The sequence below is a fragment of the Arachidicoccus sp. BS20 genome, from assembly GCF_001659705.1.
Classification (GTDB): Bacteria; Bacteroidota; Bacteroidia; order Chitinophagales; family Chitinophagaceae; genus Arachidicoccus.
Map to the genome: position 1 here is coordinate 3,367,324 of NZ_CP015971.1, position 20,247 is coordinate 3,387,570.

Here is a 20,247-nt window from a genome sequence, read left to right on the forward strand (position 1 = left end):
GCAAATTGGCAAATTAGCAGATTAGCAAATTAAAATAATATGACCGAAAGAAATTTGCGTAAATCAAGAATAGGTGTTGTAAGCAGCAACAAGATGACGAAAACCATCACTGTTGCCGTTGAAAGAAAAGTAAAACATCCTATTTACGGAAAATTCGTAAAAAAGACGACCAAGTTCCACGCGCACGATGAAAAGAACGAAGCAGGTATCGGCGACGTGGTGAAGATTATGGAAACTCGTCCCTTGAGCAAAACAAAACGTTGGCGATTGGTAGAGATCGTAGAGAAAGCTAAGTAATTTTCTCGCGATTATCTTGGACAATAAATTGAATTTGGATTAATTAATATTAATCGAGCAAAAGCAAAATAAAATGATTCAGCAAGAAAGTAGGCTACGTGTAGCTGATAATAGTGGAGCGAAAGAAGTACTTTGTATCCGTGTTTTAGGAAACTCGGGACAGGATTACGCAAAAATCGGCGACAAGATTGTTGTTTCCGTAAAAGATGCAATTCCTGCCGGCGGTGTCAAAAAAGGTACGGTATCAAAGGCAGTTATCGTTCGTACTACCAATAAATTGCGTCGCAAAGACGGTTCTTATATTCGTTTTGACGACAACGCTGTTGTGTTGTTGAATAACTCTGATGAACCTCGCGGTACGCGTATCTTCGGACCTGTTGCGCGTGAACTGCGCGATAAAGGATATATGAAAATTATCTCTTTGGCTCCGGAAGTATTGTAAGAAAGTCAATGAAGTCAATTAGTCAATAAGACCCTAAGTCAATGACTGATGACCAGTGACTAAATGACTAAAGAATTTGGTGTCTTAATGACTAAACATAAAAAAATGAGTAACAGATTTAAACCTAAATACAATATCAAAAAAGGCGACAAGGTCGTTATCATCGCTGGAGATGACAAAGACCTGAAAAAGCCTCGTACAGTCCTGGAAGTAATTGTGGACAAAGGTCGTGTAGTCGTAGAAGGTGCGAATATCGTAACCAAACACACGAAACCATCTGCAAGCAACACGCAAGGCGGTATTGTAAAAGTAGAAGCCCCAATTCATATCAGCAATGTACAGTTGTGGGATGCAAAATCGGGCGCTCCTGCGAAAATCAAACGTTCCCGTGAAAATGGTAAATTAGTTCGTATTTCTAAAAAATCGGGGGAGGTAATTAAATAATGAGTACACAAAAATATACGCCGAGATTGGCAGATAAGTACGTAAAAGAAGTACTTCCTGCTTTAATTAAGAAGTTTGCATACAAAACGCCAATGCAAGCTCCTAAATTAGAAAAAATTTGCTTGAACCGTGGTGTAAACGGTGCAGTTTCCGACAAGAAATTGGTTGAAGTCGCTGTTGATGAGTTGACACAGATTTCTGGTCAGAAAGCGGTAACTACTTATTCCAAGAAGGACATTTCCAACTTTAAATTGCGTAAAGGAATGCCGATTGGTGCTCGTGTAACTTTGCGCGGAGAAAAAATGTATGAATTTTTGGATAGATTGATTTCTGTTTCTTTGCCTCGTGTGCGTGATTTCAAAGGCATCAGCGACAAAGCATTTGACGGACGCGGTAACTATACTTTAGGTGTAACCGAACAAATCATTTTCCCTGAAATCGACATTGATAAAGTGAACAAAATCACAGGTCTTGATATTACTTTCGTAACTTCTGCAAGCACAAATGATGAAGCTTATGAGTTGTTGAAAGAATTGGGACTTCCGTTTAAGAACGTAAAAAAAGATAATAACTAATTTCAAATAAAAGAACATGGCTAAAGAATCAGTAAAAGCACGCCAGAGAAAACGCGAGGCATTGGTTGCAAAATTCGCAGCTAAACGAGCGGCATTAAAAGAAGCAGGCGATTATGCGGCTTTGGATAAATTGCCGAAAAATGCTTCTCCGGTTCGTTTGAAAAACCGTTGCCAGCTTACAGGTCGTCCGAAAGGTTATATCCGTTATTTCGGTATTTCTCGTAATGCTTTCCGCGACATGGCGCTTGATGGAAAAATTCCTGGTGTAAAGAAAGCGAGCTGGTAAGTTATAATATGCCTATCAGTAAATATGCAAATGTGCAAATATTACTGGTCGGAGGAATAGATACAAAAATTAAAATTCCGTGTGTTTCATTTGCATATTTGCAAGTTGGCACATTAGCAAATTAAAATAATAGAAAATGGTTACAGACCCTATTGCAGATTTCTTAACGAGAATTCGTAATGCACAAATGGCAGGTCACAGAGTAGTCGAAATTCCGGCTTCTAACTTGAAGAAACGTATCACTGAAATTTTGTACGCTCAAGGTTACATCTTGAAATATAAATTTGAAGATGACAACAAACAAGGCATCATCAAAATTGCGTTGAAGTACGACCCTGCAACAAAGCAACCTGCTATTCAGTCTTTGGAACGCGTTAGCCGTCCGGGATTGCGTCAATATTCAAAACCTGCAGATTTCAAAAGAGTAATCAACGGTTTAGGCGTTGCAATCATCAGCACTTCAAAAGGTGTAATGACCGACAAACAGGCTAAAGCCGAAAATGTAGGCGGCGAAGTGCTTTGCCACATTTATTAATAAAGTATTATTCGGTTTTAAATACATTAAGTCGCAACATACACGGCTGACCGGTTTAAAACTCCCAGTTATTCATTTTAAAAATTTAATTGTATGTCTCGTATTGGTAAAAAACCTATTACAATTCCTTCCGGTGTTACGGTAACAGTCGGTAGTGATAATGTGGTTACTGTAAAAGGCGCTAAAGGCGAATTGAAACAGGCTGTTGACCGTGATATTAAAGTGGAAGTGAATGGAAGTGAGATCAATATCACTCGTCCTACTGACCAAATTCGTCATCGTGCATTGCACGGTTTATATCGCAGCATATTGTCAAACTTGGTAAAAGGTGTTTCTGAAGGTTTTACAAAGCAATTGGAGTTAGTAGGTGTGGGTTTCAAAGCTGCGAATCAGGGTAATGTTTTGGATTTGGCGTTGGGTTATTCTCACAATATCATTTTCGAAGTTCCATCGGAATTAAAGGTTACTACTTTAACTGAAAAAGGTAAAAACCCATTGATTACTTTAGAAAGCCACGATAAGCAATTACTTGGACAAGTTGCCGCTAAAATCCGCAGCTTGCGCAAGCCCGAACCGTACAAAGGAAAAGGTGTTAAATATACCGATGAAGTTATCCGTCGTAAGGCAGGTAAAGCAGCAGGTAAATAATTTTTATAAAATAATTTCTATCACATTTTTCGGCAGTATCGAAAAATTAATTTTCATAGAATGAGCAATAATCTTCAAAAGAAACAAAAAATACGTTACCGCATCCGCAAGAAAGTTTCGGGTACGGCTGCAAAACCACGCTTGTCTGTTTTCCGCAGCAATGCAGAATTATATCTTCAATTGATTAATGATGAGTCAGGCGTAACTATTACGGCTGCATCTACAAGAGATAAAGACATCGCTGCCCAAACAGGAACTAAAACCGATAAATCGAAATTGGCAGGTTCTGCTATCGCAAAAAAAGCATTGGATTTAGGTGTAAAAGAAGTAGTATTCGACCGTGGCGGAAATTTGTATCATGGTCGTGTGAAAGCTGCGGCAGAAGGTGCTCGCGAAGCGGGACTTCAATTTTAATTAAAAAATTCTCAAAGTAAAGTAAATAGATTTCAATGTCTAATACAAACATACAAAAAGTAAAACCTACAGCCGACGCTGAATTGAAAGAAAAAGTTGTTTCCATCAACCGTGTGGTTAAAACCACAAAAGGCGGACGTACTTTCAGCTTCTCTGCTTTGGTAGTAGTTGGTAACGGCAATGGTGTTGTGGGACAAGGTTTGGGTAAAGCAAAAGAAGTTCAGGAAGCCATTACTAAAGGTATCGAAGATGCTAAAAAGAATTTGGTAAAAGTTCCTGTTCGTCACGGTACAATTCCGCACGAGCAATTTGCAAAAGAAGGCGCAGCAAAAGTATTGATTAAGCCTGCAGCGCACGGTACAGGTGTAATTGCAGGAGGAAGTATGCGCGCCGTTTTGGAAAGCGCAGGTATTACTGACGTCCTTTCTAAAAACTTAGGTTCAGCAAATCCACAAAACGTGGTAAAAGCAACTGTAAAAGCATTGACTATGTTGCGCGAGCCGGTTGCAGTTGCAAAACAACGCAATATCAATTTGACAAAAGTATTTAACGGATAGAATAAAGTCAGTTAGTCAAGAAGTCATTAAGTCATTGACTGATTGACCATTGACTTAATGACTAAATTTATACAAATGGCAAAGATTAAAATAACACAAGTTAAGAGCGCTATCGACAGACCTAAAGACCAAAAGCAAACGTTGTTCGCTTTAGGTTTAAAAAAGTTGAACGCATCCAAAGAAGTTGAAGCTACGCCTCAAATCGAAGGCATGGTAAATAAAGTTAAGCACTTGGTAAAAGTGGAACAATTAGCAAATTAGCAAATGTGCCAATAAGCAAATGTTCTTTATTGGTACATTTGCACATTATCTCATTTGCATATTCAATAAAAGCGAGGGGGCGATTCCCCCGTTGAGTCTAAAAAATCAAATAAAATGAAACTACACTCTCTGAAACCCGCAGAAGGCGCGGTTCACAAAGTAAAACGTCTTGGTCGCGGCGAAGCGTCCGGTAAAGGCGGTACATCTACAAAAGGTAATAAAGGTGGTCAAAGCCGTGCAGGTTATAAAAGCAAGCCCGCACACGAAGGTGGTCAGATGCCAATTCAACGTCGTACTCCGAAACGCGGATTTAAAAACCCCGGACGTGTTGAATATAAGGTATTTAACTTAGCTCAAATTGAGTTGCTTGCTGCTAAATATCAATTGACTGAATTTACTTTGGAAAATTTATATATCAACGGATTGGTTTCCCGTACCGATAAAGTAAAAATTTTAGGCAATGGAGAAATTGCTGCAAAACTGAGCTTTAAAGTTCACGCGGCAAGCGAAAAAGCCAAAGCGGCGATTGAAGCAGTTGGCGGAACGGTAGAAATTTTGAAATAATTTTTAAAAAATATTCCGGACGCATCCTAAAGATGCGTCCTTTTTGCCTTATATTGCAGTCCCTTTCAAACAAAGGATATAGACAATTAATCAGATGAAGAAACTTATTCAGACTTTAAAAAATATTTGGAGCATTGATGAGTTGCGCGAGAAGATTACGCTGACGCTTTTGCTTCTGTTGGTATATCGCTTTGGTGCGCATATTGTGATTCCGGGTATTGACCCAAACAAAATTGAAGCTGCTGCAAAAAGTACGCAAAATAACGGGTTGCTTGGTTTATTCGATGCATTTGCCGGCGGAGCATTTTCTCAGGCCGGAATTTTTGCTTTAGGTGTAATGCCGTATATTTCTGCATCTATCTTTATGCAATTAATGACGGTACTTGTACCTCAATTACAAAAAATTCAAAAGGAAGGTAAAAGCGGGCAAATTAAAATTAATCAGTGGACTCGTTACCTGACTGTGGTAGTTACTGCATTTCAGGCAGTAGCATATATTTCTTTGCTGGAAAGTCAAAGCTATCGTGCAGCATTAATTGATACCTATCAACCTTATTTTTATGTATCGACTATTTTTGTATTAACGGCTGGTTCATTGTTTGTGATGTGGCTTGGCGAAAAAATTCAGGATAAAGGCTTGGGTAATGGTATTTCTATCATCATCATGATTGGTATCCTTTCTCGTCTGCCGCAGGCTGTTATTCAGGAATTCCAATCTAAAATGGTAAAAGGCGGCAACGGCTTATTGATATTCTTAATCGAAATTGCGGCTTTCATTTTTATCAATATGGCTTTGGTAATGCTGGTACAAGGGGTAAGAAAAGTACCCGTGATTTATGCAAAGCAACTGGTTGGCAATAAACAAGTTGGTGGTGCACGTCAATTTCTTCCATTAAAGGTAAATGCTGCCGGTGTAATGCCGATTATCTTTGCCCAAGCAATTATGTTTTTGCCGACATTGGTTTCTTTTACCAATTTGGATAAAGGAGGTGCTATTGCAAGAATCTTTGGCGATCACACCAATGTTTGGTACATGGTTATCTATGGTGTAATGACAATTGCCTTTACATTTTTATATACGGCACTAATCTTCAATCCCAAAGAAATGAGCGAAGATTTGAAGCGTAACAATGGATTTATTCCGGGTGTTCAACCCGGACAACCGACTGCCGATTACATTGGTTCTATCATGGATAGAATTACTTTTCCCGGTGCTGTTGCGTTGGCGCTCGCAGGTATTTTGCCGGGTTTTGCGCAAATGCTTGGCGTTCAGCAAAGTTTCAGCTATTTCTTCGGTGGAACATCTTTGTTGATTATGGTTGCGGTAATTCTGGATACATTACAACAGATAGAGACGCATTTGCTCATGCGCCAATACGATGGTTTGATGAGTGGTAATGCACGTATTCAAGGACGCACTTACAGCGGAAGCAGAGTTTAATTTTGCATTTTTACTATATATTAATTTCATAAAGAAAGCCTGTCAAACTTACAAGTCTGACAGGCTTTTTGTTTTAGTCTTGTTTTATCTTTATTGCATTTTTGAAATCGTTCAATTATGAGGAAATTTTTTTTGTCGGTTATTGTGTTTCTTTCTATTATTCCGGTTAAATCACAACACCTTTCTTTATCAGCGAAATCGATCGATGATAAAATCAAAAATTTGCTTGGAAAAATGTCTATTGATGAAAAAATCAATCAGTTGTCGGGAGTATTCGGTTGGGAAATGTATGCAAAGAAAAACGATTCAATTACCATCTCCGACAAACTTAAAAATATGCCGCAGATTCCGGGATTTTTGTGGGGAACATTGCGCGCCGACCCCTGGACAAAAATTTCTTTAATCAACGGCTTAACTGTTCCACAAGCTGTGGAAACCACAAATGCTTTGCAGCATTATGCTGTAACACATTCTAAAAATCATATTCCGCTTTTATTGGCGGAAGAGGGCGCGCACGGCGAAATGGCAATAAGTACGACGGTTTTTCCTACGGCGCTTGGGCAGGCTTCAACCTGGGACACGGCTTTGATTCGTCAAATGGCTGAAGCCATTGCAGCGGAAACGCGCTCGCAGGGAAGCAATATTGTTTATGCACCTATTCTTGATTTGGCACGTGAGCCGCGCTGGTCGCGTGTAGAAGAAACCTTTGGCGAAGACCCTGAGCTTGTGGGCGAAATGGGCGTTGCGGTGGTCAGAGGATTACAGAATGGCAAGTATAAAGTAATCAGTACATTAAAACATTTTACGGCTTATGGAATGTCCGACGGCGGGCAAAACGGCGGACCTGTAACACTTGGTAAAAGAGATTTGTTGGAAAATATTTTGTATCCGTTCCACATGGCAGTAGCGGCAGGAGCTAAGTCCATAATGGCTTCTTACAATTCGATAGATGGAATTCCTTGCTCTGCCAATCCGTATTTATTAACTGATATTTTAAGGAAACAATGGAATTTTAAAGGTTTTGTGGTTTCGGATTTGGGCAGCATTGACGGATTGCACAGTACGCAAAACATAGTCTCTACGCCCGAAGCAGGCGCGGCTTTATCCTTAAAAGCAGGAATGGATGCGGACCTTGGCGGCAATGGTTTCGGCAAAAATCTGAAGAAAGCCTATGACGAAAAATTGATTTCCATGAGTGAGATTGATACAGCTGTGAGTCGTGTGTTGAGCGCAAAATTTGAACTGGGTTTGTTTGAAAATCCTTATGCCGATTCTTCCGAAGCACTTGCAAATGTCGGTAGTGAGGCACATATAAAAATTGCAAGGAAAGTAGCGGATGAATCAATTATTTTATTGAAAAATGATTCCGTAAATAATAAGCCGTTATTACCGCTTTCTAAAGACATTAAAAACATTGCGGTTATCGGTCCGAATGCAGATAATGTTTATAATCAAATCGGCGATTATTCCGCGCCGCAAAAACCTAATGCAGTTGTAACTGTTTTGAAAGGCATTCAAAATAAATTGCCGAATGCGAATATTCAATACGTGAAAGGTTGCACTATTCGCGATACAACTTGGAACCAAATCGATGAAGCCGTGAAAGCCGCGCAGAATGCGGATGCAACGGTAATTGTGCTTGGCGGTTCGAGCGCGCGTGATTTTAAAACCGATTACAAAAATACCGGCGCCGCAGTTGTAAAAGATAATGAACAACATTTGAGCGATATGGAAAGCGGCGAAGGTTACGACCGTACAACGCTTGATTTGCTTGGCTTGCAAAATAAATTGTTACAAGCCGTTGTCGCAACAGGAAAACCTGTTGTGTTGGTAACAATTGAAGGACGACCGTTAAATTTGAATTGGGCTGCAAAACACGTTCCTGCAATTGTCAATGCTTGGTATCCCGGCGGGCAAGGTGGCAATGCTATTGCGGACGTGCTGTTCGGAGATTATAACCCTGCAGGCAGATTACCCGTTTCTTACCCGCGAAGTGTGGGACAATTGCCGATTTATTATAATTATCAACGTCCGGCAAAACACAGATATGTCGAGGAAGAGGCAACGCCTTTGTATCCGTTTGGTTACGGCTTGAGTTACAGTAAATTTTTTTACCGGAATCTTTCGATTGAAAATAAAAGTATTGCAACAAAGACAAATATTAAAGTTAGTTTTTCAGTTACTAATACGAGCAATATTGACGGCGACGAAGTGCCGCAATTATACATTCATCAAAAGTATGCATCAACCGTTCGTCCGCGATTACAGTTGCGGGCGTTCGATAGGATTCATCTGAAAGCAGGCGAAACAAAAACTGTAACATTTTTTATTACAGATGAGCAATTGCGCAATTGGACAGCACAAGAAAAATGGGAAGTTGAGAAAGGCGAATATGAAATTCTGATCGGTGCATCGTCAAACGATATTCGGTTGAAAGGCTCAATCAATTTATAATTTAAGCAATGACTCCGGAATACATCATACAATCTTTGGGCGACGATGCACTTATTGTTGATTTCGGTAAACTTCCGTTGGTGGACGCACATTTTGAAGTTACAAGATTGAACCGAAAAATACAAGCCGGGCTGTCGCATGAAATTGTGGAAACTGTTGCTGCCTATACAACACTTGCCATTTTTTATCGTTTAGATGTTGTGTTAAAAAACAATCGGCGAAAGAAAAATGAAACGGCATTTTACTATGTCAAAAATAAGGTTGAGCAATTATTACAAGAAAAGGATAAGGCTGTTTTAAAAGCTGAAGAAAGACTGATAAAAATTCCTGTCTGCTATGATGAAATCTTCGCGCCCGACCTTAAAAATCTTTCGATAAAAAAAGAAATGACAGTTGATAAAATAATCGCCATTCATTCATCAAAAGTGTATAATGTGTATATGATTGGTTTTTTGCCCGGCTTTCCATACTTGGGCGAAGTCGACGATGCTATTGCATTTGAACGAAAAAAGCAACCTGTAAATGTAGCGGAAGGAAGCGTGGGAATTGCAGGAAAACAAACAGGGATATATCCGGTAGGTTCGCCCGGCGGATGGCAGATTATCGGCAGAACACCCGTAAAAATATTTGATCCGCAGAATGAGGAACCATGTTTTTTAAAAGCCGGAGATAAAATACAGTTTTATTCAATCAGCAAAAATGAGTTTGAAAATTATCAAAGCCGGAATACTTGATACGGTGCAAGATACAGGACGTTTACGCTATCGGCATTTGGGCATAAATCCGGGTGGCGCAATGGATGCTTTTGCTGCGCGAATTGCAAATATTCTTGTAAATAATAATGCAGACGATGCCGTGTTGGAAATGCACTTTCCCGCATCACAGATTCTGTTTCAGAAGCCTGCAATTATCGTGCTGAGCGGCGCAAATTTTTCTCCTAAACTGAATGGAAAAACAGTTGCTTCGTATCAACCTATATTTGTGAATGTTGGAGATAAATTGGTTTTTGAAAGATGCATTTCCGGCGCAAGATTATATCTTGCTGTTTATGGCGGATTTAAAACAGATAAATGGCTGAACAGTTACAGTACTAACCTGAAACTCAATTGTGGCGGGCATTTCGGACGCTCTTTAAAAAAAGATGATGTGCTCGAATATGGAAAAACACTTTCCGAAAAGATAATCAACGCTGTAGAAAAAATCACTTGGAAAGCCGCGATTATCCAAGAAAACGATGATGAGATTCTGGTGCTGAAAGGCAACGAATGGGAACAATTGAATGATGAATCGAAAGCTTTGTTTGAAAACAATTATTTTGAAATAACTGCGAAGTCCGATAGAATGGGTTACAGGCTTTTGGGGCAATCATTAAGCAGAAAACAAAATACTGAAATGCTTTCATCGGCGGTTAATTTTGGAACGATTCAATTATTGCCCAACGGGCAATTAATTGTGCTGATGGCAGACCATCAAACGACTGGCGGTTATCCGCGCGTAGCGCACGTAATTTCGGCGCATCGCAATAAATTGGCGCAATATTCCGCAGGTAAAAAAATAAAATTTATTTTTACCACACAGGCTGTTGCCGAAGCAAAAGCAATGGAGCAACGACGTTTTTTGGAACAGTTGAAAACAGCTTGTGCTTTGAAATGGAATGAAATTTAAACTATGGATTTTAATTGCGACATGGGCGAAGGTATGAGCAACGATGCGTTGTTGATGCCATACATAACTTCGGCAAATATTGCCTGCGGTTTTCATGCGGGCGATGAAGCAACCATGAGGGAAGCTATTTTACTTGCGCAAAATCATGGTGTACACATTGGTGCGCACGTTTCGTTTGATGATAAAAAAAACTTCGGAAGAACAGAGATGTTTTTGTCAAAGAATGAAATTTATGATTTGGTAACTACGCAGCTTCGTTTGTTTCATCGTGTTGCGGAATCGCTGAAAGCTATTATCTATCACGTAAAGCCGCATGGTGCGTTGTATAATATTTCTGCAAAAAATAATGAAACAGCTTCTGCAATTGCACAAGCCGTAAAAGATTTTAATCCCGAATTGAAGTTATTCGGATTAAGTAAAAGTTGTTCTGTTGAAGCTGCGGAACGCATCGGTTTAAAAGCCGTGAACGAAGCGTTTGCCGATAGAACATATCAGGACGACGGCTCGCTTACGCCGAGAAAACAACCGAATGCTTTAATTGAAAATGAAACTGATTTATTGAATCAGGTAAAGCAATTAATTGAAACAAGTTCAGTTGTTTCCGTATCGGGAAAAACTGTTCCCGTGATTGCCGAAACTATTTGTATTCACGGCGATGGCACACACGCAATTTCATTTGCGAAAATAATTTCATTGCTGATAAACCAAGCAACCGACTAATGAAAAAAAGAAATACAGCGATACTTGGTGCAGCATTTTTAATGGCGACTTCCGCAATTGGTCCTGCATTTCTTACGCAAACGAGTTTGTTCACTTCGCAGCTTGCAGCAAGTTTCGGTTTTGTAATTTTTATTTCCATCTTGCTTGATTTGGGTGCGCAATTAAACTTGTGGCGTATTGTTACTATGAGCAAATTATATGCGCAGGATATGGCAAATGAACTGCTGCCCGGCGCAGGATATTTTTTGGCTGCTTTGATTGCGTTTGGCGGGTTTGCTTTCAATATCGGCAATATTGCGGGTGCGGGTTTGGGACTGAATGTGCTTACCGGATTATCGCCCTCGGTTTGCGGAGTTATCAGTTGCTGTTTTGCATTATCCATGTTTTGGTTTAAGGAAGCCGGTCGTGTGCTGGATTTTATTTTCAAAGCGTTGGGTATTTTAACGATTGCACTTACCGTGTATGTTGCCTTTGCCGCGCATCCCCCGTTGGGCGAGGCTTTGCACAGAACTGTGATGCCGGGAAAAATTAATTTTTTTATTATTGTAACTATTGTAGGCGGAACCGTTGGCGGTTATATTTCTTTCGCGGGCGCGCACCGGTTGCTCGATGCGGGCGTTTCGGGAAGGGATAATTTAAAGCACGTTACCAAAAGTTCTGTGAGCGGTATTTTGATTACGGCAGTAATGCGGTACGTTTTATTTCTTGCTGCATTGGGCGTGGTGGTAAAGGGCATTGCATTATCGGGCAGTAATCCTGCGGCTTCGGTGTTTCAGTCAGCGGCAGGTTCTGTAGGTTATATTTTTTTCGGCGTTATTTTGTGGAGCGCAAGTATTACTTCCATTATCGGTTCATCGTACACAACGGTAAGTTTCTGGAGGAGTTTGTCGCCTTTTATCAGGCGGAACGAAAAGGTGGTCGTTACCGTATTTATCATTATTTCTTGTATCATATTTCTCATTAATCCGAAACCCGTGAAACTATTGATAATGGCGGGCGCGGTCAACGGATTTATATTGCCGATTGCCTTGGCGATAATGCTGATTGCTTCGCGAAAAAAATCATTAATGAATAATTATAAGCATTCTTTATGGTTACAAATATTCGGTTGGATTGTAGTCTTGATAATGAATTGGCTGAGTATAAAATCGCTGAATACATTTCTCTGATAATTTGTTCACAACGCAGGAATTTCCGTCCTTTGCAGTTTTAATTTTAAGAAGATGATAATTTACAAAACCAATGCAGAAGTAGAAATCATGCAGCAGAATGCGACAACCATCAGCCGCATTCTTGCAGAAATAGCAAAAATATTAAAGCCCGGAATGACTACTTTGCAGATAGATGAAATGTGTAAGCAAATGATTTTGGACGAAGGCGGCATTCCTACATTTCACAATTATCATGGTTATCCTTTCAATCTTTGCGCGTCGGTAAATGATGTGGTGGTGCATGGTTTTCCCAACAAAAAAGAGCTAAAAGACGGCGATATCGTATCGCTTGATTTGGGCATTACTAAGAACGGCTATGTGGGCGAACATGCTTATTCTTTTGTGTTGGGCGAAACGCCGCAGGAACATTTGAAGCTCGTGAAAGTAACCAAAGAATCTTTATACAAAGGCATTGAGAAAGCGGTCGCCGGCAATCGCATCGGCGATATTGCATTCGCTATTCAGGATTATACGGAAAGACAACACGGTTACGGCGTGGTGCGCGAATTAGTGGGACATGGCTTGGGTAAAACCATGCATGAAGAACCGAATGTACCGAATTATGGCAGGCGCGGAACGGGATTGAAAATGAAAGAGAATCTCACGATTGCCATTGAACCAATGATTAATCTCGGAAAAAGAAATGTTTATACCGAAAGCGACGGCTGGACGGTAAAAACGCGCGACGGCTCGCCATCCGTGCATTTCGAGCATAATGTATGTGTGAAGAAAGGAAAAGCACAGATACTTTCCGACTTTTCGATTATCGAAGCAGCGGAGAAAACAAATCCGAATTTGAATACAAGCTATGAAAATTTATAAATTAAATGATTCATCGTTGTAAGGGATTTCTCCTATTGTCGAAATGACGATGCGGTTTTTAATTTTATAATCTAAGATGATGATTTGAAGAGCAATTAAAACGCCTTGCACCGTCATTCCGAACGAGGGACGAGTGAGGAATCTCAAAAAAATCCCGACTTTTGACAGACTTCAACAATCAAAAAACATTCATCATTATCGGCGGGGGTGCGGCAGGATTTTTCTGCGCGGTAAATGCGGCGCGGCTTTCACGTGATTTGAAGGTTGTGATTCTGGAAAAGTCTTCCAAAGTTTTATCCAAAGTAAAAGTAAGCGGCGGCGGGCGTTGCAATGTTACACATCATTGTTTTGATGTAAATGAACTGATTAAAAAATATCCCCGCGGTAAAAATTTTCTCAAAAAAGAATTTTTTAATTTCTCGCCTAAAAATACCGTTGAATGGTTTGAACAACGCGGCGTACAATTAAAAACCGAAGCCGATGGAAGAATGTTTCCTATAACCGATTCTTCGCAAACGATTATTGATTGCCTGCTAAACGAAGCGAAAAAATATAATGTTGAAATTCGGCTGAATGCCAATGTTCATCAGCTTTTCAAAGAAAATGATAATTGGGTAATTGATTTAGGGTATGAAAAAATAAAAGCAGATTTTGTTTGTATTGCCTGCGGCGGTTTTCCGAAAATAGAACAGTTCAGTTGGCTGAAAAATCTGGAACATTCCATTGAAATGCCTGTGCCGTCTTTGTTTACATTCAATATTCCCGAAAATAACATTACACAATTAATGGGTATAAGTTCAGTTGCACAAGTGAAAATTCTTGGGACAAAATTGGTGGAACAAGCTCCGTTATTAATTACGCATTGGGGTTTGAGTGGACCTGCAATTTTGCGTTTATCGGCTTGGGGCGCGAGAATTTTAGCAGAGAAGAATTATGAGTTTTCTATTCATATAAATTGGTTGCCGCAATACAATGAACAGAGTTTGCGAAATGATTGGAATGATATTCGCAACAAAATTTCTTCGCAAAAAATCATTGATAAAAATCCGTTTGACTTACCGAAAAGATTGTGGCAATACTTTCTTTCCAAAGCGGAAATTGATGAAGATTTATATTGGTCGAAATTGCCTTCAAAGCAGCAAAACAAACTGATTCAAATTCTGGTTGCAGACGAATATCACATAAAAGGTAAAACCACTTTTAAGGAAGAATTTGTAACCTGCGGCGGCATTTCACTCAGCGAAATTGATGTACAAACTATGCAAAGCAGGCTGCATAAAAATCTATTCTTCGCAGGCGAAATCCTTGATGTGGACGGCGTTACAGGCGGTTTTAATTTTCAGCACGCATGGTCGAGCGGCTGGATTGCGGCGAAGACGGTGGCAGCAAATGTTTAACTCGCTGTTCGCGATTTGCAATTGTGAACCGTTATCTGTGCATTTATAGTGCATCTTATGTGAGAATTGCAAATTCGCCGATAGGACTTCGGAATTGCAAATTCCGAAGAGCGAGTTGTGTATTCGTTTTTTAAGCGCTTATTGGATTAACCTGTATTTGTCCGCCAACGGCTTTCAAAACTTTCATTATAGTTGTAAATTGAGGTTTTGCTCCGTCGGACAGCGCTTTGTATAGACTTGGTCGGCTTAGACCTGTTTCTTCTGCAATTTTTGTCATCCCGATTGCTTTTGCAATATTTCCAATAGCATTAATTATATCAGCATCATTGCCTTCTTCTATAACCGTGTTAAGATATTCCGCAATCATTTCGTTGTTGTCTAAATAATCTGCTATGTCAAATTTTGAAGTTTCCATTTTTTACTTTTTTAATTTATCCCAAATTTGTTTTGCTTTCTCAATGTCTTTTTGTTGTGTTGATTTATCGCCGCCTATAAGCAGAATTATAATTTTTCCGTCTGTTTCTCTGAAATAAATTCTATAACCTTTTGCGTAGTTAATTTTTAATTCACTAATGCCGTTTCCGACAGATTTACAATCTCCGAAATGTTCTTCGGTTTCCAATTTTTGGATTCTAAACAAAATTTTTGCTTTTGCTCGTAAATCCTTTAATCTTCTTAACCACTTGTCAAATTCCGCTGTTTTTTCAATAAAGTACATTTTAATCTGTATTCATTCGGATACAAAATTGGTAAAATATTGGGATATACAGAAATTATTTTTCAAGGTCGTTTTTGATGCTTGGCATTCAAAAGGACGAACTTTCATGGTCGAGCGGCTGGATTGCTGGGAAGACGATTGCCGAAAATGTTTGATTAGCTGTTCGGGATTTGCAACCGCGAACTATTATCTGTGCATTTATAGTGCATCTTATGTGAGAATTGCAAATTCGCCGATATACTTCGATATCGCAAATATCGAAAAGCGAGACTGTCCACCGCAAAAGTTGATAAAAGAACGAAAGCTGAAATGCAGTTGTGTCAGCCGAATAAAGAACCGTCAGGGACAGTCCTACGATTACTTTTTCAAGTGTCGGGCTGTGCGGTCGTTAGCCTTGCCACCAACGTTTTGGGGCTTGGCGGATAGGCGTGAAAGTTCGTAGTAACTGTGACGTTGAACGTCAGCCCGCCTGACGCCAAACCGATGTTGGTGGCAGGCTTTATTGATTCTTTGTATTTATTCATCTTCTAATCCTCCATCGTTGTAACTTACTCTTGTTAATTGTTGTCCATTCTTAAAAACAAGTTGAAGCCCGTGTTCTTCTTCCCATTCGCAACCACATTCGACTAAAACAAAAACTTCACCTGTTTCATTTTGAGCTAAAATTATATCAGTCGGGTAAACGAAATTCCAAATTTCGTTGTCTGATTTTAATTCAAGTCTTGGTGTATAGTTAAAAACTAAATTCTGTTTGTAGTTTTCAACAATTTTAGAAGAATGATTTTCTCTGTCCGATGTTGAAAGTCGCATAAAATTCTCAAGAGCAATGTCTGCAAGTTTAAAGTAGCTTTCATTTTCTGCTTCTGTAAAAACAACTTTTAGTTGCTTGTTTTGAAAATATGGAATATCAATTAATTCGCTATTCCAACATTCTTCAAAATGCTTGTCTTGTGTTAGTTGTCCTACAATTTTTGAAATCATATCAATCATTCAATTTGTTTCGCTTAATATTTTGAAATTTTCGGCTCCTGTCTATTGATGTAGGATGTTCTGCAAGCTTGCCATCAACGGGCCGCGTATTGGCGATGGGCGGGATTTTTAGCACTGAACTTTAATCGAAGAACAGAAGTTTAATTTTCGCACTTCCGTTGATACGAAGCCGTTCAGCCCGCCTATTGCCAATACGATGTTGGCGGTTCGTTTTTTATGTTCTCGCAACCAAGAAAAATTCTCCACTTGCTGGAACAAAATTATCGGTCCTGCCTTTAAAATATTTTTCTGTCATATCTTTTGTTGAAACGGTTTGGATTTCTTTCAAACCTACTTCTTGTGCAAGTTTTACAATTTCGTCAACAGAGAAAAAACTTACAAAAGGTGTTCCCGAAGCCATTGCTCCTTTTATTGCAATTTCTTGCATTGGCTTGTCATCTTCGTCAAGTTGTTCCAATGGTAAATAAAATGCTATTGCAATAGTTGAACCCGATGCAAGTGAAGTCATTTTTTTAAGTGTATCTACAATTGCCTCTTTTGTCAGATAGAGCGTAACTCCTGTGCAAGAAACCAAAGTCGTTTTTGTAGTGTCAAAACCTTTGTTTAAAAGTTCTGTCCACCAAGATGAAGTTTCAAAATCAACAGGAACGAAATGAAGATTGTCGGGAATTTTGTAACCATTTTCAACTAACTTTTCTTCTTTCCAAGTCAATGTGTTGGGCTGGTCAATTTCATAAATGTCAACTTGCGAAATGATTTCAGTATTTCGTTGGGCAAAACTGTCAAGTCCCGCACCAAGAATAATATATTGTGTTACGCCTTTTCCAATTTGTTCTTTGGCTAAGTCCTCAACAAATCTGGCACGAGCAACAATAGAAGCCCTAAGCCGTTTTGTATATTTCATATCAGGACGTTCTTGCCAATCTTTTTCGGGTTTGATTAAGTCATATCCAACTTTGTCCTCAATGATGTAAGGCTTATCGTCTGTCAAAACATGTAATGCTCGCCATAAAGCTGTTCGTAATGCTGTATTGTCTGGTTGTTTTGTTGTCATAATTTTGTTCTATGCACGATGTCTGTTACAATGACCGCTAACGGTTCACGGCTTGGCGATGTGGCGGATTTTTAGCACTAACCCTGATACGAAGAACGAAAGTCGAATTTTGCACTTTCGTTGATACGAAGCCGTTCAGCCCGCCTATTGCCAATACGATGTTGGCGGTTCGTTGTTTTTATCTTTTTGTTTCATTTTTTGTAGTGATTGACGATGATACCACACTTAAACGGTGTTGAGTTTACTGTTTTCAGGTTTGTCTGCTTTTGGAAAATAGGTAAACCTTGTCCTAATGCTACTGGGTTTGTTATCAAATGAAATTCGTCTATGAGGTCTGCGTTGATAAGCGAAGAAACAAGCGTTGCACCACCATAAACGATAATGTCTCCATTGTCTTGGTTTTTCAGTTTCGTGATTTCGTCAGCTAAATTGCCTTTTAGAATGGATACGTTTTCCCAACCGCCCGGGATTTCGGTTTCCGTTGTCAAAGTTCTGCTTGCTACAAACTTATTTGTGTTTACAATATGGTTGGCAAATTCAAATCTTGTGTCTGTCGGGTCTTGTGTTACTTGTTTCCAATGTGCGTTAAAACCTTCTTGTGCCATTTGACTGCTTATCAAAATGCTGTTAGCGGATTTGTTTAGATTTGTATGATAACTTTGCAGGTCTTTATCCCAATTCCAATTTGGTCCCCAATTCCAAATCATCCAATCTGTACCACCATTTTCGTCAGCGATATATCCGTCAATACTAATTTGTGTTTCAAGAATTAATTTGTTCATATTGTTATCTTGTCTGTTACTGTCGTCCGTTACTATGACTGCCAATGATGTTGGTAGTTCGTTGATTATTGTCTGTCCACAATGTAATTCAGTTCTGTTACTCCGTTATTAAATTGTCGTGTATTTACTAAGTTTAGCGAAGTTTTGTCTTTTATATCCACAAACAATGGAATGCCTTGTCCGAGAATAATTGGATTGACAAATAGCCAATAGCCGTCAATTAAATTCTGTTGCATAAGCGAATGTGTGGCTGTCGGGCTACCAAAAAGCAAGATTTCTTTACCGTCCTGCTGTTTTATTTCATTTATTTGGTCTGCAAGATTGTCGTTAATGATTGTCGTGTTATGCAATTTCGCTTCATTAAGTGTTTTTGACAAAACAACTTTGTGAGCTTTTTTATACCATTTTGAATGTTCAATGTCGTGTTTGGTTGCTGTTGGTTTGTCGCCTGCTGTCAGCCAATAACCTTGCATCATTTCATAAGTTTTTCGTCCGTATAATGCAGTTTCCGTTTTGCTTATACGATTGCCGACATAAGTAAAAATTTCTTCGTCTGCCTTTGCCCAATTGAGTTCTCCGCTTAGTCCTGCTACAAAACCGTCAAGCGATATGTGCATAAATGAAATTATTTTTCTCATACTTTATATTTCTGTTTATAATGTGTCCTTTGTTAATTGTTTTGTTGTGTCGTCCGTTACAATGACCGCCAACGGTTCGGGGCTTGGCGAAGTGCGGGCTTACAGCACTAATGTTTATTAAAAGCAATACTGTTCAATATAGCACTACCGCCCGATAGAAGCACTTCGCCCCGCATTGCGCCAAGCCCTTGTTGGGTGCTGTGCTTTTCTTCTGTCAGTAATTTGTAGTCCGCTTTTGCAACAAACAAGTCGTTTTCTACTCCGTCTAATTTTTGTGTAATTGCTTTTATCGCTTCGTCCGATTGGTCAATGCCTATCCATTGTCTGCCGTTTGTCTGTGCAGCTTTCAAGGTTGTTCCCGAACCTGCAAAGCAATCTAAAATTATGCTGTTTTCGTTGGAAGAAGTTTTTACAATCAAGTCCAACAAGTCGGGATTTTTTTCTGTCGGATAAACAGGATATTGCGGGTCTTTGAACTCCCAAATATCTTGCATACGTTTTCCTTCCTGCTCGTCAAAATAAATTTTCTTGCGTGGATTTCCGTTGTCACTCCATTCAATTAAACCGTCATTATCCCACTGTTCCAAAACGCTTACATCGCTTCGCCAATGTCTGCCTTTGGGTGGCAAAATTCCTTTGAACGCTTTTGATGTGTTTCCGTTTTGAGTTTCGCCCGGTGCGTGCAACGGAATAGTTGTGTAACGTCTGCCGTTTGTGTCGGTTTTCGGAAACAGTTTTATTTTGTCTTCTTCGCTGTATGGCGTTTTCGGTTCGTTCCAAATTAAATTATCGGATTTGGAATAAAACAAAATCAAGTCTTTGATGTTACCGTAACCTTTACGAGCAAAATTTTTCGGATTACATTTTACTCGTGTAATGTCGTTTCTAAAATTTTCAATTCCGAAAATTTCGTCCATTACAATTTTTACATAATGCCCGATTTTGTAATCAATGTGCAAATAAATTGAACCGTTGTCCGAAAGCAACATTTTGAGCAACACCAAACGTTCACGAATAAATTCAATGAAGTCAAAACCTTTCAGCGTGTCAGAATAAGCAATGTTTCCGCTTTTTGAATTACTGATGGTGCTTGCTCTACCGTTTGTAATTGTAAACGTGTTGTTTGTTGCAAATGGCGGGTCAATGTAAATCAAATCAACTTTTCCTGCTAAATTGTGCTTAGTGATAAGTTGTTTTAACGCTATCAAATTGTTGGAATGAATTAGCAAATTCGGATTTACACTATCGTTAATCTGAATCAATTCAACGTCAGGAATACTGTCAAATATTTCCTGCTCTGATTTTTTATTTGGATAGTGTAACTGCATAGAA

The 20,247-nt window shown here is 39.3% G+C and carries 26 protein-coding genes; 19 read left to right on the forward strand and 7 right to left on the reverse strand.

Annotation, left to right across the window (positions count from 1 at the left end; genetic code table 11):
- Positions 1 to 39 precede the first annotated feature (39 nt).
- The 19 genes from rpsQ (at position 40) to A9P82_RS14695 (ending at position 14,733) form a co-directional block, all read left to right on the forward strand.
- Positions 40 to 297, forward strand: a complete 258-nt coding sequence (gene rpsQ, locus A9P82_RS14605; protein ID WP_066209074.1) for a 30S ribosomal protein S17 — start codon at positions 40 to 42, stop codon at positions 295 to 297.
- 73 nt (positions 298 to 370) lie between these two features.
- Complete coding sequence (rplN, locus tag A9P82_RS14610) at positions 371 to 739, forward strand: 50S ribosomal protein L14 (protein ID WP_066209077.1); 369 nt, start codon at positions 371 to 373, stop codon at positions 737 to 739.
- Positions 740 to 844: 105 nt separating this feature from the next.
- Entirely contained in the window at positions 845 to 1,183 is a 339-nt protein-coding gene (gene rplX / locus A9P82_RS14615; RefSeq protein ID WP_066209984.1) for a 50S ribosomal protein L24, read from the forward strand.
- Positions 1,183 to 1,758, forward strand: a complete 576-nt coding sequence (gene rplE / locus A9P82_RS14620) for a 50S ribosomal protein L5 (RefSeq protein ID WP_066209080.1) — start codon at positions 1,183 to 1,185, stop codon at positions 1,756 to 1,758. Before rplX ends, rplE begins: the two co-directional genes overlap by 1 nt.
- A 16-nt stretch (positions 1,759 to 1,774) precedes the next feature.
- Positions 1,775 to 2,044: a 30S ribosomal protein S14 gene (rpsN, locus tag A9P82_RS14625; RefSeq protein WP_066209082.1), complete on the forward strand. Its 270-nt coding sequence runs from the start codon at positions 1,775 to 1,777 to the stop codon at positions 2,042 to 2,044.
- Between the two features lie 136 nt (positions 2,045 to 2,180).
- Positions 2,181 to 2,579: a 30S ribosomal protein S8 gene (rpsH, locus tag A9P82_RS14630; protein WP_066209085.1), complete on the forward strand. Its 399-nt coding sequence runs from the start codon at positions 2,181 to 2,183 to the stop codon at positions 2,577 to 2,579.
- A gap of 93 nt (positions 2,580 to 2,672) precedes the next feature.
- Positions 2,673 to 3,227: a 50S ribosomal protein L6 gene (gene rplF / locus A9P82_RS14635; RefSeq protein ID WP_066209087.1), complete on the forward strand. Its 555-nt coding sequence runs from the start codon at positions 2,673 to 2,675 to the stop codon at positions 3,225 to 3,227.
- A 60-nt stretch (positions 3,228 to 3,287) separates the two neighbouring features.
- Positions 3,288 to 3,641, forward strand: coding sequence for a 50S ribosomal protein L18 (gene rplR, locus A9P82_RS14640; protein WP_066209090.1), 354 nt, complete (start codon positions 3,288 to 3,290; stop codon positions 3,639 to 3,641).
- Positions 3,642 to 3,676: 35 nt separating this feature from the next.
- Positions 3,677 to 4,198: a 30S ribosomal protein S5 gene (gene rpsE, locus A9P82_RS14645; RefSeq protein WP_066209094.1), complete on the forward strand. Its 522-nt coding sequence runs from the start codon at positions 3,677 to 3,679 to the stop codon at positions 4,196 to 4,198.
- 75 nt (positions 4,199 to 4,273) lie between these two features.
- On the forward strand, positions 4,274 to 4,459 hold the full coding sequence (gene rpmD / locus A9P82_RS14650; protein WP_066209986.1) for a 50S ribosomal protein L30: 186 nt from the start codon (positions 4,274 to 4,276) through the stop codon (positions 4,457 to 4,459).
- A gap of 114 nt (positions 4,460 to 4,573) precedes the next feature.
- Positions 4,574 to 5,023, forward strand: coding sequence for a 50S ribosomal protein L15 (rplO, locus tag A9P82_RS14655; protein WP_066209097.1), 450 nt, complete (start codon positions 4,574 to 4,576; stop codon positions 5,021 to 5,023).
- Positions 5,024 to 5,117: 94 nt separating this feature from the next.
- Positions 5,118 to 6,464 carry a preprotein translocase subunit SecY gene (gene secY / locus A9P82_RS14660; protein ID WP_066209103.1) on the forward strand — a complete coding sequence of 449 codons (1,347 nt, stop codon included), beginning with the start codon at positions 5,118 to 5,120 and terminating at the stop codon, positions 6,462 to 6,464.
- A gap of 234 nt (positions 6,465 to 6,698) precedes the next feature.
- Complete coding sequence (locus tag A9P82_RS14665) at positions 6,699 to 8,918, forward strand: glycoside hydrolase family 3 N-terminal domain-containing protein (RefSeq protein ID WP_197492191.1); 2,220 nt, start codon at positions 6,699 to 6,701, stop codon at positions 8,916 to 8,918.
- 8 nt (positions 8,919 to 8,926) lie between these two features.
- Positions 8,927 to 9,652: a 5-oxoprolinase subunit PxpB gene (gene pxpB, locus A9P82_RS14670; RefSeq protein WP_066209112.1), complete on the forward strand. Its 726-nt coding sequence runs from the start codon at positions 8,927 to 8,929 to the stop codon at positions 9,650 to 9,652.
- Entirely contained in the window at positions 9,618 to 10,583 is a 966-nt protein-coding gene (locus A9P82_RS14675) for a 5-oxoprolinase subunit C family protein (protein ID WP_066209115.1), read from the forward strand. Before pxpB ends, A9P82_RS14675 begins: the two co-directional genes overlap by 35 nt.
- 3 nt (positions 10,584 to 10,586) lie before the next feature.
- A complete protein-coding gene (locus A9P82_RS14680; RefSeq protein WP_066209118.1) occupies positions 10,587 to 11,303 on the forward strand; it encodes a 5-oxoprolinase subunit PxpA in 717 nt (238 codons plus the stop codon).
- Positions 11,303 to 12,472: an NRAMP family divalent metal transporter gene (locus A9P82_RS14685; RefSeq protein ID WP_066209121.1), complete on the forward strand. Its 1,170-nt coding sequence runs from the start codon at positions 11,303 to 11,305 to the stop codon at positions 12,470 to 12,472. The genes A9P82_RS14680 and A9P82_RS14685 overlap by 1 nt, the downstream gene beginning before the upstream one ends.
- A gap of 54 nt (positions 12,473 to 12,526) precedes the next feature.
- Positions 12,527 to 13,336 (forward strand): type I methionyl aminopeptidase, encoded by an 810-nt coding sequence (gene map, locus A9P82_RS14690; protein WP_066209125.1) that lies wholly within the window; start codon positions 12,527 to 12,529, stop codon positions 13,334 to 13,336.
- A 161-nt stretch (positions 13,337 to 13,497) separates the two neighbouring features.
- Positions 13,498 to 14,733, forward strand: a complete 1,236-nt coding sequence (locus A9P82_RS14695) for a BaiN/RdsA family NAD(P)/FAD-dependent oxidoreductase (protein WP_066209127.1) — start codon at positions 13,498 to 13,500, stop codon at positions 14,731 to 14,733.
- A gap of 130 nt (positions 14,734 to 14,863) precedes the next feature.
- Here A9P82_RS14695 and A9P82_RS14700 read toward each other — a convergent pair whose 3' ends face one another.
- The 7 genes from A9P82_RS14700 to A9P82_RS14730 form a co-directional block, all read right to left on the reverse strand.
- On the reverse strand, positions 14,864 to 15,148 hold the full coding sequence (locus A9P82_RS14700) for an addiction module antidote protein (RefSeq protein ID WP_066209129.1): 285 nt from the start codon (positions 15,146 to 15,148) through the stop codon (positions 14,864 to 14,866).
- Positions 15,149 to 15,151: 3 nt separating this feature from the next.
- Complete coding sequence (locus A9P82_RS14705; RefSeq protein WP_066209135.1) at positions 15,152 to 15,451, reverse strand: type II toxin-antitoxin system RelE/ParE family toxin; 300 nt, start codon at positions 15,449 to 15,451, stop codon at positions 15,152 to 15,154.
- A gap of 516 nt (positions 15,452 to 15,967) precedes the next feature.
- Positions 15,968 to 16,441, reverse strand: a complete 474-nt coding sequence (locus A9P82_RS14710; protein WP_066209137.1) for a DUF6985 domain-containing protein — start codon at positions 16,439 to 16,441, stop codon at positions 15,968 to 15,970.
- Positions 16,442 to 16,655: 214 nt separating this feature from the next.
- The gene (locus tag A9P82_RS14715; protein WP_066209140.1) at positions 16,656 to 17,495 is read right to left on the reverse strand and encodes a class I SAM-dependent methyltransferase; all 840 of its coding nucleotides are present in this window, start codon (positions 17,493 to 17,495) and stop codon (positions 16,656 to 16,658) included.
- A 191-nt stretch (positions 17,496 to 17,686) separates the two neighbouring features.
- Positions 17,687 to 18,277, reverse strand: coding sequence for a dihydrofolate reductase family protein (locus tag A9P82_RS14720; RefSeq protein ID WP_066209988.1), 591 nt, complete (start codon positions 18,275 to 18,277; stop codon positions 17,687 to 17,689).
- A gap of 65 nt (positions 18,278 to 18,342) precedes the next feature.
- Positions 18,343 to 18,915 carry a dihydrofolate reductase family protein gene (locus A9P82_RS14725; protein ID WP_066209143.1) on the reverse strand — a complete coding sequence of 191 codons (573 nt, stop codon included), beginning with the start codon at positions 18,913 to 18,915 and terminating at the stop codon, positions 18,343 to 18,345.
- A 107-nt stretch (positions 18,916 to 19,022) separates the two neighbouring features.
- Positions 19,023 to 20,243 carry a site-specific DNA-methyltransferase gene (locus A9P82_RS14730; protein ID WP_066209146.1) on the reverse strand — a complete coding sequence of 407 codons (1,221 nt, stop codon included), beginning with the start codon at positions 20,241 to 20,243 and terminating at the stop codon, positions 19,023 to 19,025.
- Positions 20,244 to 20,247: the final 4 nt, after the last annotated feature.

Excerpts from the sequence above, each read along its gene's own strand:
- rplF (WP_066209087.1), top strand. The coding sequence starts at position 2,673 with ATGTCTCGTATTGGTAAAAAACCTATTACAATTCCTTCCGGTGTTACG.
- rpsH (WP_066209085.1), top strand. The coding sequence starts at position 2,181 with ATGGTTACAGACCCTATTGCAGATTTCTTAACGAGAATTCGTAATGCA.
- rplO (WP_066209097.1), top strand. The coding sequence starts at position 4,574 with ATGAAACTACACTCTCTGAAACCCGCAGAAGGCGCGGTTCACAAAGTA.
- rplN (WP_066209077.1), top strand. The coding sequence starts at position 371 with ATGATTCAGCAAGAAAGTAGGCTACGTGTAGCTGATAATAGTGGAGCG.
- A9P82_RS14720 (WP_066209988.1), bottom strand. The coding sequence starts at position 18,277 with ATGAACAAATTAATTCTTGAAACACAAATTAGTATTGACGGATATATC.
- A9P82_RS14680 (WP_066209118.1), top strand. The coding sequence starts at position 10,587 with ATGGATTTTAATTGCGACATGGGCGAAGGTATGAGCAACGATGCGTTG.
- rplR (WP_066209090.1), top strand. The coding sequence starts at position 3,288 with ATGAGCAATAATCTTCAAAAGAAACAAAAAATACGTTACCGCATCCGC.
- A9P82_RS14665 (WP_197492191.1), top strand. The coding sequence starts at position 6,699 with ATGTCTATTGATGAAAAAATCAATCAGTTGTCGGGAGTATTCGGTTGG.
- rpsQ (WP_066209074.1), top strand. The coding sequence starts at position 40 with ATGACCGAAAGAAATTTGCGTAAATCAAGAATAGGTGTTGTAAGCAGC.
- A9P82_RS14675 (WP_066209115.1), top strand. The coding sequence starts at position 9,618 with ATGAGTTTGAAAATTATCAAAGCCGGAATACTTGATACGGTGCAAGAT.
- A9P82_RS14700 (WP_066209129.1), bottom strand. The coding sequence starts at position 15,148 with ATGGAAACTTCAAAATTTGACATAGCAGATTATTTAGACAACAACGAA.
- pxpB (WP_066209112.1), top strand. The coding sequence starts at position 8,927 with ATGACTCCGGAATACATCATACAATCTTTGGGCGACGATGCACTTATT.
- A9P82_RS14705 (WP_066209135.1), bottom strand. The coding sequence starts at position 15,451 with ATGTACTTTATTGAAAAAACAGCGGAATTTGACAAGTGGTTAAGAAGA.
- A9P82_RS14730 (WP_066209146.1), bottom strand. The coding sequence starts at position 20,243 with ATGCAGTTACACTATCCAAATAAAAAATCAGAGCAGGAAATATTTGAC.
- rpmD (WP_066209986.1), top strand. The coding sequence starts at position 4,274 with ATGGCAAAGATTAAAATAACACAAGTTAAGAGCGCTATCGACAGACCT.
- A9P82_RS14685 (WP_066209121.1), top strand. The coding sequence starts at position 11,303 with ATGAAAAAAAGAAATACAGCGATACTTGGTGCAGCATTTTTAATGGCG.
- rpsE (WP_066209094.1), top strand. The coding sequence starts at position 3,677 with ATGTCTAATACAAACATACAAAAAGTAAAACCTACAGCCGACGCTGAA.
- rpsN (WP_066209082.1), top strand. The coding sequence starts at position 1,775 with ATGGCTAAAGAATCAGTAAAAGCACGCCAGAGAAAACGCGAGGCATTG.
- rplE (WP_066209080.1), top strand. The coding sequence starts at position 1,183 with ATGAGTACACAAAAATATACGCCGAGATTGGCAGATAAGTACGTAAAA.
- A9P82_RS14710 (WP_066209137.1), bottom strand. The coding sequence starts at position 16,441 with ATGATTGATATGATTTCAAAAATTGTAGGACAACTAACACAAGACAAG.
- rplX (WP_066209984.1), top strand. The coding sequence starts at position 845 with ATGAGTAACAGATTTAAACCTAAATACAATATCAAAAAAGGCGACAAG.
- secY (WP_066209103.1), top strand. The coding sequence starts at position 5,118 with ATGAAGAAACTTATTCAGACTTTAAAAAATATTTGGAGCATTGATGAG.
- A9P82_RS14715 (WP_066209140.1), bottom strand. The coding sequence starts at position 17,495 with ATGACAACAAAACAACCAGACAATACAGCATTACGAACAGCTTTATGG.
- map (WP_066209125.1), top strand. The coding sequence starts at position 12,527 with ATGATAATTTACAAAACCAATGCAGAAGTAGAAATCATGCAGCAGAAT.
- A9P82_RS14725 (WP_066209143.1), bottom strand. The coding sequence starts at position 18,915 with ATGAGAAAAATAATTTCATTTATGCACATATCGCTTGACGGTTTTGTA.